The sequence below is a fragment of the Duncaniella sp. genome (assembly GCF_029054785.1).
Lineage (GTDB): Bacteria > Bacteroidota > Bacteroidia > Bacteroidales > Muribaculaceae > Duncaniella.
In genome coordinates this window covers 12,056-30,718 of sequence record NZ_JAIDEN010000178.1, presented here as the reverse complement: position 1 = coordinate 30,718, position 18,663 = coordinate 12,056, and the positions used below count along the sequence as shown (strand labels likewise).

Here is an 18,663-nt window from a genome sequence, read left to right as displayed (position 1 = left end):
TGTGCGATTACGGATTATTCTTCGGTCTCCTCTTTCTGATAGAGGTCTTTCCAGGCATCGCCTGAGAACTCGGCGCCGATGTCGAAGCCGGCGAGAGCGTCGCAGACTCCCTTGTAGGCAACCTTGCGCTGGTATTTGGCGTCAAAGATGTTTGGCGCATCGCCCTTGAACCAGTACTCGTGTTCTTTCTTGTTGTCAGAAAGAGTCCAGAGGGTGATTGACGACTGCTGTTCCTTGGGGATGTTGGTCAGATAGGAGGTGAGAATCATCTGATAGACTTCAGACTGCTGGATAAGCTGTGCGGCTGACGGTGTGATCTCCTTGCCTTCCTCGACACCGAAGTTAACGTCAAGTTCGGTGATACGGATGAGCTTGCCGGTTGCGGCGAGAGTCTGGAACATGGCGTCGACCTGAGCCTTTGAGATTTTAACGTTGACGTGCATCTGGGTGCCGATACCGTCGACCTTAGCGCCGTTGGCATCGATGTAGTTGACGAAGTCGATGAGTGCGGCGAGCTTGCCGGGGCTGGTCTCAAGGTTGTAGTCGTTGACGAAGAGTTTCACATCGGGGTTGGGAGCGTGTTTGCGGGCAAATTCGAAAGCCTTGACAGCATAGTCCTTGCCGAGGTAGTAGCCCCAGTACCAGTGCTGGTTGCCGACATCGTTGGCCCAGTTGAGGTTCAGGCCGCTGTCTTCGGTTTCAACCGGAGCTGCGTCGGGAGTGCCGTCGTTGGCGTTGCTTCCGAAGATGTTGTCGATACCGCGCCACTTGTTGTAGCCGTCGGCGATAGGTTCGTTGATCACGTCCCAGGCGTCCACGCGGTCACCCATATGGGTCATCACGTCCTTGATCCAGGTCTCCATAGCGTCGAGGAGGATGGCTTTCTTCTCTTCGGCCGACTTGGGAATGAAGGTGATGCTTGATGCACGGCTGGCACCTGCGCGTGAAACGGTCCTGGCGGCGCTTTCTTCGGTGACGTCGGTGACAACGATGTTGTCGATATAATATGTCATGTCGGGGATGTAGCCGAACTCAAGGTTGAAGTGCCACATGGCTTCGCCTTCGGCAAAGTCGAAGCTATAGTTCTGCATGACGAACTTGATCTGGGTCCATTCAGCGGAAGTCTCGAAAGCTTCGGTCCAGCTTGACTGATTGCCGGTCCAGTTGATCCAGGGCCATTCGTTGGTCATGCCTTTGAATGTCAGGCGGCCTTTGCCTGTGCCTTCTGACTTGACGAAGAATGATATCTCGACCTTCGAGCCTGGCATTGTAGGCATGTCGGGGCTGAGCACCTGAAGGTTGTAGGCTTCCTTTGAATCAGCACTTGAGATGAGCTTCATTACTTTATTGTTGCCCGAAGGTGTGCCGTCCATATCTATGACACTCACTCCTGCGCCTTCATTTTTGATAGTCCAGCCGTCCATTCCTTTTGAGAAATCGCCGTTGGGGCAGAGTCCGGCCGGAGCTTCAGTCTTTTCGCCGAATTCAAAGTCGTCGACATAGATGACGGCGTTTTTATTATTACCGAACTGGATGCCGATGCGGTCGATCTCTTTGGACTCGTTGTACTCGAAAGAGCCTTCGCAGAGAACCCACTTGTCGCTAAGAGAGAAGAAATCCTTGTAGATTCCGGCGTAGCTATTCGAGTTCTGGCCTACGAACTGCACCTGGACATTGTCTGGAGACTTGGCCCAGAAACGGTAAGCGTAGGTTTTTCCTTCTTCAAGATTGTAGCTCCACCAAAGCTGGCAGTCATAGTCGACGGCGGTCTTGTCGTCACACTCAAGACGCAGAGCATAGTCCGACTCATGACCGGGCGATACGACACTCATTGAATAGTTGCCCCAGTCGCCGATCCATCCGTTCTTGGTTCCGTTTTCGAAATCTGAGTTGGTGATGATGTTGTTGATACCGCTGTTTCCGGTGGAAGGGAAGATAGGTTCCGGCGCGATGAGCGATTTGAGGTAGGCCTGCTGCTGCTGGGTGTGCCAGAGGAGGTTGTGGCCGTAGAATTTCATGCCCTGCGGGAGTGATGCGAGTACCTGGTCTACGGTGCTGAAGTCGATGGTGCCGTTTGATTTCATCAGCACGCCCATCTTCATGGCGTTGCCTAAGGTGATGCCGGTGAAGTTGGCATCGACCGTGGCTTTGTAATCGGGATCGCTGAGATACATGTCAGCCCCCATGCCGATGGCAAGGTTCAGATGAGGCTGATACTGGGCCACGTAGTCCTTGATCGGTTTGTAAAGAGCTATCTGTTCCTGGAGCTGGAGAGGGATTTCAGAGATCTCCACCGTCGGGTCGCCCGGTTTCCATTCCATGATCTGCTCGTCACAGGCGGTGGCGAGAAGCGCAAGGGCAAGTGTTGCGGCGGAATATGTGATTTTATTGCGTTTCATAATGTTGGTCTCTTGGATTTAAGATTTATTCTTCGGTCTCTTCATCTTCGGGGTAGTCGGAGATGGTGACAAACTTGTAGGGGACAATGCGCCAGTTATCTACGTAGATCTCCTGGGTCGAGAGTGCCGAGGGGAATTTGGCTACTGTTTCTTTGCCCTTGTCGTTGGTGTAGGTCACCTCGATGTCTGAGTTGACGAAGCCCATGCCGAACTGCTGGTTCGAGGCGTCGTTGCGCAGGGTGATCACATCCTGGAATGTCGGTGCTACGGCTTCTTTGTCTTCAAGAATCTTCTTGTAGTTGTTGAATTCCGACAGAGGTACTGTGACGGTTGTCCATCCTTCGGTGAAGAAGGGGATGCTTGCCGGATTGCCCTCTTTGTCGGTGCCGAGCCAGGGGATGTAGAAGTAGGTGTTCGAGCTGCGTTCGTCGCCGTTGTAGCCGCTGAAAGTGATGTTGTTGACCAGGGTGATGACAACCTGTCCGGTGACGGCCCAGGGGTTGGGGACATAGACTTCAAACTGAAGTGCCACTTCGGTCAGAGGCGTTGTGGCGGGGATGAAAGGAGTCATGCGGGTCCAGTCTTCGGTCTCGTGTTTGTTGCCGGTTGTCCAGACTTCGGTCGCGCGGGGCTTGGCCGAGGAGATGCCTCCTTCGTTGATAAGACGCTGGGGGATGAGCTGACACACCTTGCCGTAGCCGGTTCCTAAGGGATCGTCAACGAGGTCGGTGTCATAGATCATGGAGACTCCGGGCTTGATGTTGTCATTCTCGTCTTTGTTTGACGAGCCCCAGAATCCGTGGACGCCGTTGCCGTCGAAGTCGAGAATCATGCAGTTGCGGTTGTTGAAGAAGTCGGGCGACTGGGCCTTGCCGTTGGCGCCGTCAGACTGGATGCAGCCTGCTTCGCTGACTCCTGAAGGCATCACGAATGAATACCATTCGCCCTTCGGGTCGTTTTCGATGTTTTCAGTCACCTGAACGCCACCGGGGAGGGTGATGAGATAGGTTTCGTGGAGCGAAGAACCGTAGACGGTCACTTTCTGTCCGGCAGAGGGGAGAGTGTTGCTCACTGAGGTGATCGAGGGGAAGGCGGCGCGGATCTCGAATTCATAGACGGTCTCTGTTCCGTCCTTTACAAGGCGGATGGTGTTGCGGACGGTCTCGTCGGCCTCGGTTATAGGGGTTTTGCCGTTAAGAGTCACGAGCATGGACTTGTCGGAGACATAGGCGCGGTTGAAGTAGGTCTCATAACCGTTGATGTAGACTTTCTTCATGCCCATGAATCCCTGGCCCTGGAGGCGGATCATCTGGCCGAGGCGTGCGAACGAGACTTCGCGGTCAGGAACGGATGATTTCACGTCTTCAAGGAAGACTTTCTCGATTACGATTTTGCGGCCCTGATATTTGTCGTCGAAATATTCGTCGTCTTTGTTGCAGGATGCAAAGCCTGCCGACAAGAGGACTATGGCGGTGAGCCAGATATATTTTAAACTTTTCATGGAGTCGGATTATTTAAAAAGGTCGTTAACGTTGATTTCACGCGGACCGAATTCGTAGGCCACCGGATCTTTGCCCAGAAGCGGGTTGCGGCCGCGGTCAACGTCGGAAATCGGGAGTGTGAGATGGGCGACAGTGGCTGTCGATACGTCGTCGGCATCAGCTGTCTTGGCATACTGGCAGTCTTCGCTCTCGTCCCATGCGTAGGAGGCGTTGCGGTCCTGATGGTTGAGATAGTTGACCACTTCCGACTGCTGATAGTAGGAACGGCGCAGAAGATCGTACCAGAAGAGGCCTTCGAAGGCAAATTCGATGCGGCGTTCGTAGATCAGGTCAGAGTAGCTGACAGAGCTGAGGCGGGGCATTCCGGCGCGTTCGCGGATGCGGTTGAAATATTCGGTGTCGTTTGTCGATGCGCTGTTGCCCATGGCGGCTTCGGTGTAGTTGAGATAGACTTCGGCGAGGCGCATCATGTAGGTGTTGACGCCTGATGACTGCTGGTAGCTCTGGCCGTTGTCGTCGAGCTTGCCGATGACGTGTTTCTTGACGTTACACTTCTTTTCGTAGTCGGCTTCGGTCACGTTGTAGATATATCCGTCGTTTTTGGTGTTGAGGTCGGGGTAGACTTCGCCGACGGTGCAGATCGAGTAGTGACGGCGGATGCGGTCTTGCGGATCGTAGGTGCGGACAAGGTCATAGGAGGCGTATGTCGCGTTGCCCCAGTTTGTCTCGCCGACCATTGTCGACCAGCTGAAGAAGGCCGAGATTGCGTTGTTGGCGCCCCAGCCGATTGCATCGGTCGAGCCTGAGAGCCACTGGAGCTGGAAGACTGATTCCTCATTGTTGTTCCAGGTCTTCACGGCAAAGAGGTCGCCGTAGTTGTCAAGGAGACGGTAGGGGCCCTGGATGCACTTGAGGGCGGCTTCCTTGGCGAGATTCAGATAGTAGGGGTTGCGGTTGCCGCGGTCGAAGTCGGTGGCGATGTTGGTGCCGTCATATTCGCCGTCGGTTGTCAGACCCGCCATCGAGAGATAGAAGCGTGAGAGCATGCCGAATGCGCTGTAACAGGTGACGCGGCCCGGATTGGCCTGGCTTTCCGAGAGGTTGGCGGCGGCATATTCCATGTCGCGGATGGCGAATTCCATCACGTCGGTCATGCGGTGGGCCGGAGTGACGGTGTTGGCCGATGCCTCGATTGTGTTGGTGTAGATGATGCCTTTGTTCCAGAGAGAGCCGATGTACCAGTAGGCGAGACCGCGCATGAAGCGGGCTTCGGCCATGCCCTGGGTCTTGGCGGCTTCAGAAACCGCAGAGCTGCTGTATTTCTCGATACGGTTGATGACGTTGTTGGACTGTGCGACCACGGAGTAGAGCGCGTTCCATGAGTCTTCAAGACCGGGCGAGAGAGCTGTTTCGGTGAAGTTGGTGTAGGGGAAGATGTAGTCCGACCATCTTGCGGTCAGGTTGTTGGCGCGGCCGTCGCCCATGCTGTAATAAGCCTTCTCGTTGAAGTTGTTCCAGACATAGTTGTAGAGAGGCGAGGTGGTCGCGGCGACGGAAGCGTCGCTGTCGAGGAAACTTTCGTCGTTGCCCTGGGTGGTGTTCTGTGTTGTCAGGAAGTCGTCACACGAGATCATCGAGAGGCTTCCGGCCACAAGGACAGCTGAGATTAATATGTTTTTCTTCATTGCTGGTTTCGATTAGAATGATACGTTGAGGCCAAACGTGTAGATGCGCGGTGAGGGGTAGCGGCCATAGTCGACTCCGGTCATGAGGGCATCGCCGTACATGGCGCCCACTTCGGGATCGAGACCTTTGTATTTGGTCCAGGTGTAGAGGTTCTGGGCGCTGAAGTAGACGCGCACGTTTTCAAGATAGAACTTGTTGACGATCTGACGGGGCAGAGTGTAGCCGAACGATACGTTCTGGAGACGGATGTAGGATGCGTCTTCCACAAGCAGGTCGCTGATGCGTGTGAAGTTGGCGTTGGCATCGGTGCGCTGGAGGGCGGGGAGAGTCGTCGAGCCGGGATTGATCACCTGGAGGTTGCGGTAGTCGGTGTCGGGGAGCGAGGGATCGATTACCGATACTCTTGCGAAGTTGAGCGACGAGCGCAGGATGTTGGAATTCTGGCGCGGGTCTTCGATGCGCATGCGGGTGAGGTTGAGGGCCTTGTTGCCGTAGGCGCCGGAGAACATTACGTTCAGGTCGAAACCTTTGTAGTTGAATGTGTTGCCGAAGCCCCAGGTGAATTTCGGTTCGGGGTTGCCGATGAAAGTGCAGTCTTCGGCGTTGATCTTGCCGTCTTTGTTGATGTCTTCGAAGATGTAGTCGCCGATCCAGGTGGAGCTTTGTGAGATGGTGTTGCCTTCGGGGATGGCCACCTGCTGGATGTTGCCGGCGGCGTCATGGCGGTAGAAGTCTTCGGGCTTGTCGAAGCGTCCGATCACTTTATAGCCCCAGAACTGGCCGATGGGCTGGCCTACCACTGTTTTGGTCACGATGTAGTTGGTCGAGCTGGGCTGGAAGGTTTTTTCGATCGACGAGCTTGCGGTGTCAAGCGATTTGACCTTGTTGCGGTTGAGCGAGAAGACAATGTTAGAGGTCCATGAGAAGTCGCGGTTGGTGATGTTGGTGGTGTTGAGTGTAAGCTCTATACCTTTGTTCTCGATCGAGCCGACGTTGCCCCAGGGGTTGCTTGCGGCGCCGTGTCCGGCAGATCCGAGGAAGCCGGGGAGCGGAAGCTGGAGCAGGAGGTTGTCGGTTTTCTTATAGTAGAGGTCGGCTACTAATTCGATACGGTTCTGGAGGACACCGAAGTCAACACCGAGGTTGTAGGAGCTGGTCGATTCCCAGGTGAGTTCGGGATTGGCGGTATTGCCGGTGAGCACGCCGACACCCCAGGGAGTGGTCTTGTTGGCGAGGAGCGCCATGTAGGCGTAGTCTGAGACATTCTGGTTACCGGTCTTGCCCCAGCCGAGACGGAGTTTGGCGTTGTAGAGCCACTGAACGTCGCGGAGGAAACTTTCCTGTGAGGCGCGCCATGCGAGGGCCACAGCGGGGAACCAGCCCCACTTCTCGCCTGCGGCGAACTTCGAGGAGCCGTCGCGGCGGATGGTAGCGGTCAGGAGGTAGCGGTCGTCAAACGAGTAGAACGCGCGTCCGAAGAACGATGCGAGGGTGTTGATGTTTCGCGAACCTGTTGATGTCGAAGTGCTGATGTCGCCTGCCGAAAGGTCGGGAGTTGTGTTGTTGAGGAAGCCTGATGTGGTGCCGACCTGTGTTTCCCAGTAGCTCTTGGAGATTTCCTGGCCGACCATCACGTTGACATTGTGCTTGCCTGCGAAGGTGTTGTTGTAGTTGAGGATGTTGCGCCATGACCAGTACTTGGTGTCAGTCTTGGTCCAGCGTGAGGTGCGGATGTCCTGGGTCTTGATGCCGAAAGTATAGTCGGGCATGTAGTAGTAATACTTGTTCAGGTTGTAGTCGCCCGAAATTTCGGTCTTGAGGGTCAGGCCTTTGTAGAGAGTGGCTTCAAGATAGGAGTTGAAGCGGAAATTGACTTTCTTGTTCTTGTTGGTGATGATGGTGGCGAGGCCTACGGGGTTGTCAGGCATCCAGACATCGTCCGGTCCGTCAAAAGTGCCGTCGGGAGAGGTCACGGCCACTGTCGGCTGCTGGATGAGGGCGCTGATGATGGTGTTGTTGTCAGTGCCTACATTCTGCTTGGAGTCTGTGAATGAGAAGTTTACTCCTCCTCTAAGCCAATTCTTGATCTGAGAGTCGAGGTTGGAGCGCAGAGAGAAGCGCTTGAAGCCTGAACCGCGGGCAATACCGTCCTGATCGAGATAGCCGCCTGAGAATGCATAGGTTGTCTTCTCGTTGCCGCCGGAGACGGAGATGCTGTGGTTCATCATGAATGCCTTGCGGAAGAGTTCGTCCTGCCAGTCGGTGCCTTTGCCGAGGAGGTCGGGGCGGATGAATGCCGCGCTCTGGTCCACGGAGCTGATGTATTTGGCGCGGTAGTTGTGGTGTTCGGCATATTCGCGCAGGTTGAGCATGTCATATTTCTTGGGCATTTCCTGCCAGCCGAGATACATGTCGTAGGTGACAGTGGCTTCGCCTGACTTGCCGCGCTTGGTGGTGATCATGATCACACCGTTTGACGCGCGCGAACCATATATAGCGGTTGCGGAGGCGTCCTTGAGGATGTCCATCGACACGATGTCAGAGGGGTTGATGGAGCTGAGGGGGTTGGAGGTCTCGTCGTCGGTAGTGGAGTCGATCACCACACCGTCGATCACGAAGATAGGCTGGTTGGTTGCGTTGAGCGAGTTGATACCGCGGATGCGGATCGAGGTCGATGCGCCGGGCGTACCGGAGTTGGCCTGGATCTGCACACCGGCCGCACGGCCCTGGAGCACCTGGTCGATGCTGGTGGCGATTGATTTTTTGACAGCGTCTTCGCCTACGGAGGTGACAGATCCGGTCAGGTCGGATCGTTTCATCTGTCCGTAGCCGACAACGACTACTTCGTCAAGCACTTCGGAGTCTTCTTTGAGGACGATTGTCAGGTTTGTGCGTCCGTCGACAGCCACGGTCTGTGTGGTGTAGCCTACGTAAGAGACAACGAGAGTAGCGTTTTTCGGAAGATTCAGGCTGAAACGACCGTCAACATCGGTCGCAATGCCGTTGCCTGAGCCCTTTTGTTGGACTGTCGCGCCGATCAGCGGATCGCCCGCTTCATCCTGCACGGTTCCCGTCACTGTGATGTTCTGGGAGAAGGCCCATAGCGGCGTCATGCAGACAAGCCATAATACTATGGACCTGAGATTGGTTACTGTGCACTTCATGAAATGAAAATGGTTTAGGTGGATTAAGGTAAGAATATTGGTTTGTATTGATTGGTCAGTAGAGTTTTGATCCATTGCAAAGATATGGATTTAATCTATTTTTCAAAGAAATTTTAATGAAAATAACAGAAAAATTTCATCAAAATGTCCATTTGAGGCTAAAAATGTAAGAAATAAGATAAAAAATGCAAATTTTGGATTTTCGAAGGCAAAAGAGGTGCTTTTATTGTCTAAATGTCTGTTTTTGACTTCTCTGAGGGGCTTATTGTATTTTGTTCGCTAAGAATGTTCCCCTCTATCGGGAGGCGGGAGCGGAGACTTGTTGTCCGCTGAGCGAGACGGCGCCTTCATCGGCGAGGGCGCGGATGGCTGCCAGGATCTGCTCACGCGGACCTGTGCAGTTGCTGAGGATTTCTGCCACTGTGCACCCTCCTGCGCGTGAGGCCTGGTAGACAATGCTTTCGTGCAGAGACCTGGCGGTGTTTGCGCGGTCTGATGCCGAACGGCGGCTGCGGCAGACGTCACATTTGCCGCAGTCTCCGGCCTCGCTTTCGCCGAAATAGCGCAGCATGCCCCGGACCCTGCATTCGGTGGGGTTGAAGGCGAAGTTTTTCATGGCCTCGATGCGCAGGGCCATGCGTTCGCGCTGCCGTTCGTAGACTTCAAGCGGCATCTGGACATGTTTGGGAAGTTCGCGCGAGGTGCTGTAATATATATATGGTGTGGTGCGGCGCGGCACGTAGTGGATCGCATGGATGCGCCCCAGATAGAGCAGCGCCTGATAGACCTGTTCGGACGAGAGGCCGGTGGAGCGGGCGATGAGCAGTTCGCTGATGTAGACGTAGTCGGCGAAGAGTCCGGTGTAGTTGCGCAGCACGCACTGGAACACCTCTTCGGCATCGGCTGTCAGTTCGAGATCATAGAGCTGGTCCTTGCGCATGATGACCATGAGGCGCGAGCGTGAGGTGGTCTCGTCGATGTATTCGAAGTAACCGGCGCGGCTCAGAAGAGTCAGGGCGCTGCGTGTCGGCGTCGGGGGGAGGGAGTAGGTGCGGCAGAAGAGGTCGAAGTTGAATTCATAGAGCATGCCGTAGCCTTCGCCGACGGCTACGCTCAGGAAGTTGCCCGCGAGTTCGTAGATGTGGCGGATGAAGTCTTTGTCGGGGAAACTTTCGGTCAGGCGGCGGCTGAGTGTGGCCTTGTCGCGCGGCGAGGTGATGACCACGGCGAATGACTCGCGTCCGTCGCGTCCGGCCCGCCCGGCTTCCTGATAGTACTCTTCGAGTGAGGAGGGGAGGTCATAGTGGACCACGGTGCGCACGTCGGGTTTGTCGATTCCCATCCCGAATGCGTTGGTCGCGACCATTATGCGCACGCTGTCATCTTTCCAGAGGTTCTGCCGCAGGTCTTTTTCCTCAGGGTCAAGTCCGGCGTGATAGAATTCGGCGCTGATCCCCTCGCGGCGCAGCAGATCGGCGATCTCGCGGCAGCGTCTGCGTGAGCGCACATAGACTATGCCGCAGCCGGAGGTTGCGCGCAGCACCCGCAGCAGGGTCTCTTCCTTGAAGTCGGCATAGCGCACGATGTAGGAGAGGTTGTCGCGTGTGAAGCTGCGGGCATAGACTCTGGGCGATCTGAAACGGAGGACGCGCATGATGTCGGCGGTCACCTCAGGAGTGGCCGAGGCTGTCAGCGCAAGGATCGGGACCTGCTCGCCCACGGTTTCGCGCAGGCGGACCACTTTCAGATATGACGGGCGGAAGTCATAGCCCCACTGCGAGATGCAGTGGGCTTCGTCGACAACGATGAGGCTGACGGTCATGGCCCTCAGTTCGGCCATGAAATTGTCGTTCTGGAGGCGTTCCGGAGAGATGTAGACGAGTCTGACCTTTCCCAGACGGCAGCGGGTCAGGCCCAGTTCGGTCTCCCGGCGGGTCAGTCCTGAGTGGAAGCTGACGGCACGGATGTCGCGCTGGCGCAGGTTGTCGACCTGGTCTTTCATCAGAGAGATCAGCGGAGTGACCACGACGGTGAGGCCGGGCAGCAGTAGCGCCGGCACCTGGAATGTGATCGACTTGCCCCCTCCGGTCGGGAGCAGTCCGAGCGTGTCGTTACCCTCCAGGACTGAGTCTATGATCTCGCGCTGGAGAGGTCTGAAGGCGTCATAGCCCCAGTATTGTTTCAGGACGGACAGCGGCATCGGAGTGGCGGAAGAGGTGGAGTGGATGCGTGGGAGCTTGCCGGACGGTCAGCCGCTATTCGGGGTGGATCTCCTTGATGAACAGCTGGATCGCGGAACCTCCCTTGTGTTTGTTTTCCTCGATGGTGTAGCAGATGCTGAAGGGCTTTCCGGCGTGGATGTGCTCGAAGCTGGAGGCGCTGTTGAACACTATGCCGTTCATGACCTTGCCGCAGGTGCTGTCGACGAGTTCCAGCTTGATGTGCTCGCTGTGGCGGCCGACGAGTTTCGAGGTGCCGAAATCGGTCACTCCGCGGGTGCAGAAGACGGGTTTGTTGTTGCCCGGCCCGAAGGGGTTGAACTGCTTGAGCAGCGAGAGGAATTCGGGGGTGATTTCCGCGAAAGTCAGATAGGCGTCGATGTCAAGCTGTGGTCTGAGCTGTTCGGGGCGGATGTTGTCGCTGACAAACTGTTCGAAGCGGCGGGTGAATTCCGGGATGTTCTCTTCCTTGAGCGAGAGACCGACGGCATAGGTGTGGCCGCCGAAGTTCTCAAGCAGATCGCGGACCGATTCGACAGCCTTGTAGACGTCGAATCCCTGCACCGAGCGTGACGATCCTGTGGCGAGGCCGTTGGAGAAGGTCAGCACCACGGATGGTTTGTAGTACAGTTCCGTCAGGCGCGAGGCCACGATTCCAATGATCCCTTTGTGCCAGTTTTTGTTGTAGATGACAATTGATTTCTGGTCGGAAGTCATCTCGCCGCGTTCTTCGAGGATGCTGTTGGCCTCCTCGGTGATCTGCTTGTCAAGCTCCTTTCGGTCCTGATTGTAGCGGTCGATCTCTTTGGCGCGGGCATAGGCGTCGGCCACGTCGCGGGCCACAAGGAGGTCAACGGCTTCCTTGCCGCTCTGCATGCGGCCCGATGCGTTGATGCGGGGGCCGATCTTGAAGATCACATCGCTGATCGTTATCTCGCGGTTGCCGAGTCCGCAGATGCGGATGATGGCTCGCAGCCCCATGTTGGGGTTGGAGTTGAGACGCTTCAGCCCGTGGTAGGTCAGGATGCGGTTTTCGCCGACCATCGGGACAATGTCGGCGGCGATGGAGACGGCGACCAGGTCCAGAAGCCCTTCAAGTTCGGCGCTTCCCAGACCGTTGGATATGGCGAAAGCCTGCATGAGCTTATAGCCCACGCCGCAGCCTGAAAGATGGGGGCAGGGGTATGTGCTCCCTTCCAGCTTGGGGTTGAGGATGGCGACCGCCGGCGGCAGTGTCTCGTCCGGGACATGATGGTCGCAGATGATGAAGTCTATGCCCAGCGTCCGGGCATATTCGATCTCTTCGGTTGCTTTGATTCCGCAATCGAGAATGATAAAAAGTTTGACCCCTTGACGGGCGGCCATGTCGATGGTAGCCTTCGAGATCCCATATCCGTCCTCGTTTCGGGTCGGGATATAGTAGTCGATATGAGAGTAGAAGTTACGCAGATACTTGTAGACGAGCGCCACCGCAGTGGTACCGTCCACGTCGTAATCTCCGTAGACCATAATCTGCTCCTTTGACCCCATGGCACGGTTGAGCCGGTGGACGGCCTTGTCCATGTCGGGCATGAGAAACGGGTCGTGCAGATCCTTCAGCGAGGGGTGGAAGAATTTCTCCGCCTCTCTGACCGAGGAAATGCCCCGTTGCACAAGCAGCTCGCTAACGGGCGGCACTCCGGCATAGCTTCTGGCCAGCTCGGACTCCACTTGTTGTTCGTCGGATGTAAGGGGACAGTAATTCCATTTACTTGTCATTTATGTTGTTTCTTTTTTATTTCAAAAGAAGGCGGAGAGGGGAGGTGCGCGATCATTGCAAGCGATAAGGCACTTCGACCCTACTATTTGCAAAAGTACGCAGAATAATTGGATAAATTGTCATAAGAAATGTTATTTATCCTTTAATGGAAGTAATGGAAATGATATGGACTGCCTTGTTTCGTGGCTGCCCGTGGCTGCCGTGTCGAGCGCGGGGATGTCGGCCGGGGACTGAGGGGTCGAATGGGTCAGGCCTGCCGGTCGTCTGATGCGGGGACCACGTGGACGTCGAGCTGCGGGAAGGGGAACGAGAGGCCGGGGGCGGCGGTGATGGCGTTGTAGAACTCTTCGTTGTGGTCAAAGAAGACTCCCCAGTAGTCGGCGCTGGCTACCCAGGCGCGGACACTGAGATTGACCGAAGAGTCGGCCAGTGCGCTGACAACTACAACGGGGGCTTTGACCGAGGGGGCTTCCGGCTTTTCGTCCCACAGGACGCGCCGGTCTTTGCGGAGGAGTTCCAGGATCAGCGAGCGGGCCTGGTCGATGCTTTCGCCATAGGAGATTCCGATGGTCCAGTCGACCCGCCGGTAGGGCTGGATGGAGTAGTTGTTGATGCTTCCGGTCGACAGGCCTCCGTTGGGGATGATGATCGACTTGTTGTCAGCGGTGCAGATTATGGTGTTGAAGATTTCTATGCGGGTAACTGTTCCGGCAAAGCCCTGGGCTTCGATGTAGTCGCCGACTTTGAAGGGCTTGAGCAGGAGGATCAGCACTCCGCCGGCAAAATTCTGCAAGGTGCCGCTCAGGGCCATGCCTATGGCTACGCCTGCCGAGGCGAAGAGGGCGAGAAAGGAGCTTGTCTCTATACCGAGGATGCCTATGACGGTGACGATCAGGATGAAGTAGAGGACGATTCTGACCAGCGAGAGCACGAAGGTGCTCAGCGAGGCTTCGACCTGCCGCCGGTGGAGTATGCCGTAGACGAAATTGTAGAGTTTGCGGATGATGTATTTGCCTGCGTAGAATACGAGTATGGCTACGGTCAGCGAGATTGCGAAATGGACCATATCACTGATCAGCGTGTCGATCAGCTGGTCGAAGGAGATGTTTTTCAGTGCGCCGCTCTCCTGGGCGACAGTGGGGATTGAATCAGTCGGTAGGATGTCGAGTTGAATCATTTTTCAGGATCGTGTCAAATTGTACTTTTCCGTATCAGTTGAAGAGAGGGGCGGCAGACACCACGTCGAGCCACCAGAGGGTCTTGTCATAGCCGCGATAGCTCGTCTCTTCTGCTTTTTTGATTATAAACGAGCCGAGGCCGCCGTAGGTTCTGATCGCTATGCCCGTGAAGTCCCGTGAGGTCGTGGCCTTATAGAGGATACACTTGTCAAATGCTTCCTGCCAGGCGGCGAGCAACTGAGGCTGCTGTCTGCCGAGCAGCTGCATGTAGTCTTCCATGTCGTAGACCGGACGCGTGTTGCTGTACACCGGATCAAGCGGGTTGAATCTCTGTGACAGGCATTGGACGAGGCCAAGATCTTCAGGATAGGAAGTTAGAGTGGCGAAGATATCGCGCGAGGCTTGCGCAAGATCGTCGAGGCCGGAGGTGTCGACGACAACCATCTGTGAACGCAGGCCTTTACCGCTGAGGTAAGTGTAGGTGTTTTCGGCAGCGCGGACCATGTCAGGCGCGTCGCTTGCGAAGAAGGCCGGGAGATTGAGATGATAGGGCATTCCTTCGCCTTCCACTTCAGTGGGCGAGCCGGTGATCACAGGAGTCACGTCGCGCAGCTCATAGGCAATCTCGACAGTCCCCATCAGGCAGCAGTCAAAATAGATGAACGAGAATTTCTCCCCTTCGAGAGCCTTGCCGAGTGACGAAAGACTCATCCACCGGTCGCGGTCCGTGCCGTAGGAGCGTGAGACCATCGATGCATCCATGTCTTCTGGGTGGGTCATCCAGGCTGTGGCATGTCCCCAGAAGACCATTCCATAGTCTTCGGCGGGAGCGAGAGTCTTCATGTCGGCGAGCACCTGGCGCATGCGGCCTATCTCGACCGAGTAGAGATCCGGGTCGTCGGGGTAGGTCTTGAGCACTGTCTCGCCCTCCGGAGTTATCTCGATCAGCTGCGGCGGGTTGCCTTGGGCTGTGTAGGGGCGGTTGTAATAGACAATCAGACGACCTCCGTTGAGAGCGCCGTCCCTCACCCCTTGCTTCATCTCGGCAAGGTCGTTGCGGTCAAAACTGTTGTAGGTGCCGAGGTTGTTGTCTGCAAGCATATAGACCAGCACCGTGCGGCGGGTGGTCATCACCGGAGGTTCCGGCGGATCGGGCGGATTCGGTGCGGGCGGCTCATCAGCGGATGTCCCGCATGAGCTTAGGATGAACAATGAGCACAGAATGAGGAGCAGACTTAGCAAAAATCGGTGCATGAGAGTGAGTTTCAATCGGTTTAAGCAGACGAATTTACGAAATTTTTATCATAGGAGTCATTTCCGATCTGAGATTTTAGGATTTTTTGTGAAATGAACAAAAGCAGCACCCGTGCCGTTCGTGAATAAAGGGAGAATCTTTCGAAATGATCTCCAGGGCTTTGCTTTGAATTGTTTTAGGCTAAGTTAACATTGTGGCCGCCACAATAAATTAAATTTAACACAGAACGATACTATCTTTGCTATTGCCGCAAGGCAGTCATCAAAACCATCACATTATGAGCGATCAACTTAAGATATATTGCGTCAATCTTGGCGAATACATACCCGTCAGCGGCGGACAGACGCTGCATCAGATCTATGAAGCTATCCGCGACCGCCTGTCATTCACTCCGGTCTGCGCGCGGGTCAACAACAAGACCGAAGATCTCTCCTTTCCGGTGTTCATGCCGAAGCAGGTCGAGTTTCTGTCCCTCGAATCGCCCTCAGGCCACAGATGCTATATCCGTTCGCTCTGCATGGTGCTCTACCGCGCTCTTGAGACTCTCTACCCCGGTGCCCGCCTGGTGATCAGCCACTCCGTTTCGCGCGGCTACTATTGCCGTCTGGAGGATGTCCATGCCGATGCCAACGTGGCGGCGGCCCTGAAAGAGGAGATGCGCCGTCTGGTCGACAGGGATCTGCCTTTCGAGCGCAAGGAAAGGCTGACACCCGATGTGATCGAGATCATGCGCCGCCAGGGGCTTCACGACAAAGTCAAGCTGCTCGAAAGCCTCCATGAGCTTTACACCGTCTACTATCGTCTTGACGGCCTCTGTGACTGCTACAACGGCAATCTTGTGCCGCGCACCGGAATGCTTAAGGTTTTCGACCTGCTTCCTTATGAAAAGGGGCTTCTGCTGCTCGGTCCTGATTCCGCCGACGATTCGCGTCCGGCAACTCCGCTGGCCCAGCCGAAACTCTACCGGGCTTTCACTGACTATCTGAAGTTCAACTCCATCATCGGCATCCGCGATGCGGGCGATGTCAACTCCGTTGTGGCCGGATCGGGTACGGCGATGATGATCAACGTGGCCGAGGCGCTGCACACGAAGTATATAGGAGCCATAGCTGACCGCATCACCGAGCGCTACCATGAAGGAGGCGCGAGGGTTGTGCTGATTGCCGGCCCGTCCTCCTCAGGCAAGACCACATTCACCAAGCGACTTGCGGTCCAGCTGCTGACCAATCTGCTGAACCCGGTGATGATCTCGCTTGACAACTACTTTGTGGACCGCACGAAGACTCCGCGTGACGAGAGCGGCGACTATGACTATGAGTCCCTCTTCGCCCTTGACCTTGAGCTTTTCAATGATCATCTCAACCGCCTTATCAAGGGCGAGCGGATTGAGCTGCCTTACTATAACTTCGAGCGCGGCGAACGTGAATACCGCAAGGAGAGCATCGCCCTTGACTCCAATTCGATTCTTCTGATCGAGGGCATCCACGGCCTGAATCCCGAACTGACCCGCGATGTGGCTCCTGAGATGAAATACCGGATCTATGTCTCGGCCCTCACGACTCTTGCCATTGATGACCACAACTGGGTGTCGACAACCGACAACCGCCTGCTGCGCCGCATCATCCGTGACTACAAATATCGCGGTACCAGCGCGCTTGACACCATCCGCCGCTGGCCGAGTGTGCGCCGTGGCGAGGAACGCTGGATTTTCCCCTATCAGGAAAACGCCGACTCGATGTTCAACTCCTCGCTGCTTTTCGAGTTAGGCGTCATGCGCGACGAGGCAGAGCGGGTGTTGCGCAACGTGCCGCGTGATCTGCCGGAATATGCCGAGGCCCACCGTCTGCGCAAGTTCCTGTCCTACTTCTCCTCGATCCCCTCGAACATGATTCCGCCGAACTCCCTGCTGCGAGAATTTCTCGGCGGAAGTTCCTTCCATTACTGATTCCTATAAAGGGAGTCATAAAAAAGACAGACATAAAAAAGGCCGTATCCTGCTAAATGCGTCGGATACGGCCTTTTTCAGTTGTCGTTTATGTGTCGGACGAGGGAATGTTACATGTCAACGGTCTGTACAATCGGGTTGTTGCCGGGGTTCTGGAGCACACGGATGGGATAGGGCATGATCCACAGGTGTGAGTCAGGGGCAAGGGTGTAGGTCACACCGTCGATTGTCTTTGTGAGAGTGCGCGGATAGAGACCTTCCTTGTTGAGGCGGCGATAGTCGCAGAAGATCACCTGAGTCTGCACGAATTCGTTGGCCTTGTCGTCGATGATCTTGTTGATGGCCTCGGTCTGGTCGGCGGCTGTCAGATCGTGGTAGTAGTCAGGCAGGAAACGTGTGCGGCGCACGGTGTTTACTGTCTCCAGAGCGTCTTCCCACTCTCCGGCACGGGCCTGGCATTCGGCTTTGATGTAATACATCTCGGCTGAACGGATACCTCCGAAGTTGGGGACATTGCCATAGATTCCGCGGTAGTATTCCACTCCGGCTGCCGTCTGGTAGTAGCGCCAGTGAGCGAGCAGGCGGATGTCGCCTTCCTCGAACTTCTCGGCGCGTTCAACCGGCAGTGTCAGACAGCCGGCGGTCTGGCCCTGCCAGAACATTGACGATGCCTGATGGTAGATATAGTTTTCGGGATTGTCCATTTCCGGGTTGGTTGTTGTCGCTCCGCCCCAGTCAGCTACATTTTCGATGCGAGCCTTGTTGTCGTTATAGAATTTCACCCAGTCGTAGAGCGCGTCATTTTCGGCGAGCGCGTATTCAGCGGCAGTGCGGGCCTCCTCATAGCGGCCCATCGAGAGGAGCGCACGGGCAAGCATGCCGTAGCCTGCGGCCTTGGTCGGGTGCAGAATGGTCTCGCCATAATGCGGGAGATAGGGGATGGCAGAGTTGAGGTCCGAAAGAATGAGGTCATAGACCTGTTGGAGGGTGCCCTGTGGCGAGGGAGCCTCTACGGATGCCGAAGTTACGATGGGCACGGAGAGCTTGTCAGTGGTGGTGCTCCAGTATTGGTCGGCATGGTAGTTGACAATGTAGTGGTATGTCATGGCGCGGAGCACTTTGGCCTGTGCCACGAGCATACGGCGCTGCTCGTCGGTCGCTTCGGTGGTATTCATGCCGTCCTCGATGATCAGGTTCCAGTAGAACATCATTTCGTAGGCACTGAAGTAGGGCATGAAGTCACCGCTGTTGATGAGCGTGCGGTTGACATCTGCGAGATAGAGGTAGTTGGCACGGGTGAGTTCGTTGCTGTTGAGCGCAGTCGGAGAACGGAAATAGTCACCCAGGAGGAAGAGCAGCTGCTCTGTCTCATAGTTAGAGGTGTTGTTGTTGCGCATGAAGGCGTTGTAGTCCTCCCAGGTCTTGGGAGTTTTCTGGCCCTTCGGGATGTCGTTGAGGTAATCGTTACACGACGAGGCTGTCGTCAGTACGATACCGGCAAGCATGACTTTGGATAATATATTGTGTATAAGTTTCATTGTGATTGAGAGATTAGG

Annotated in this window: 10 protein-coding genes; 1 reads left to right on the top strand and 9 read right to left on the bottom strand. The window is 55.6% G+C overall.

Going from position 1 to position 18,663, the window contains the following annotated elements; genetic code table 11:
• Positions 1-14: 14 nt before the first annotated feature.
• The 8 genes from K2H17_RS10825 to K2H17_RS10790 form a co-directional block, all read right to left on the bottom strand.
• The gene (locus tag K2H17_RS10825; protein ID WP_300134669.1) at positions 15-2,399 is read right to left on the bottom strand and encodes an endo-1,4-beta-xylanase; all 2,385 of its coding nucleotides are present in this window, start codon (positions 2,397-2,399) and stop codon (positions 15-17) included.
• A gap of 25 nt (positions 2,400-2,424) precedes the next feature.
• Positions 2,425-3,900, bottom strand: a complete 1,476-nt coding sequence (locus K2H17_RS10820) for a glycan-binding surface protein (protein WP_300134667.1) — start codon at positions 3,898-3,900, stop codon at positions 2,425-2,427.
• Between the two features lie 9 nt (positions 3,901-3,909).
• On the bottom strand, positions 3,910-5,586 hold the full coding sequence (locus tag K2H17_RS10815; protein ID WP_300134665.1) for a RagB/SusD family nutrient uptake outer membrane protein: 1,677 nt from the start codon (positions 5,584-5,586) through the stop codon (positions 3,910-3,912).
• Between the two features lie 12 nt (positions 5,587-5,598).
• Positions 5,599-8,751, bottom strand: a complete 3,153-nt coding sequence (locus K2H17_RS10810) for a TonB-dependent receptor (RefSeq protein ID WP_300134663.1) — start codon at positions 8,749-8,751, stop codon at positions 5,599-5,601.
• Between the two features lie 295 nt (positions 8,752-9,046).
• The gene (locus K2H17_RS10805; RefSeq protein ID WP_300134662.1) at positions 9,047-10,951 is read right to left on the bottom strand and encodes an ATP-dependent DNA helicase RecQ; all 1,905 of its coding nucleotides are present in this window, start codon (positions 10,949-10,951) and stop codon (positions 9,047-9,049) included.
• A gap of 55 nt (positions 10,952-11,006) precedes the next feature.
• Positions 11,007-12,728 carry a single-stranded-DNA-specific exonuclease RecJ gene (recJ, locus tag K2H17_RS10800; RefSeq protein ID WP_300134661.1) on the bottom strand — a complete coding sequence of 574 codons (1,722 nt, stop codon included), beginning with the start codon at positions 12,726-12,728 and terminating at the stop codon, positions 11,007-11,009.
• A 248-nt stretch (positions 12,729-12,976) separates the two neighbouring features.
• Positions 12,977-13,906 (bottom strand): mechanosensitive ion channel domain-containing protein, encoded by a 930-nt coding sequence (locus K2H17_RS10795; protein ID WP_300134660.1) that lies wholly within the window; start codon positions 13,904-13,906, stop codon positions 12,977-12,979.
• A 34-nt stretch (positions 13,907-13,940) separates the two neighbouring features.
• Positions 13,941-15,161, bottom strand: coding sequence for a clostripain-related cysteine peptidase (locus K2H17_RS10790; RefSeq protein WP_300134658.1), 1,221 nt, complete (start codon positions 15,159-15,161; stop codon positions 13,941-13,943).
• Positions 15,162-15,439: 278 nt separating this feature from the next.
• On the opposite strand from K2H17_RS10790, the gene K2H17_RS10785 reads away from it, so the two are divergent.
• A complete protein-coding gene (locus tag K2H17_RS10785) occupies positions 15,440-17,107 on the top strand; it encodes a nucleoside kinase (protein ID WP_300134657.1) in 1,668 nt (555 codons plus the stop codon).
• 110 nt (positions 17,108-17,217) lie between these two features.
• Here K2H17_RS10785 and K2H17_RS10780 read toward each other — a convergent pair whose 3' ends face one another.
• Complete coding sequence (locus K2H17_RS10780; protein WP_300134655.1) at positions 17,218-18,645, bottom strand: RagB/SusD family nutrient uptake outer membrane protein; 1,428 nt, start codon at positions 18,643-18,645, stop codon at positions 17,218-17,220.
• Positions 18,646-18,663: the final 18 nt, after the last annotated feature.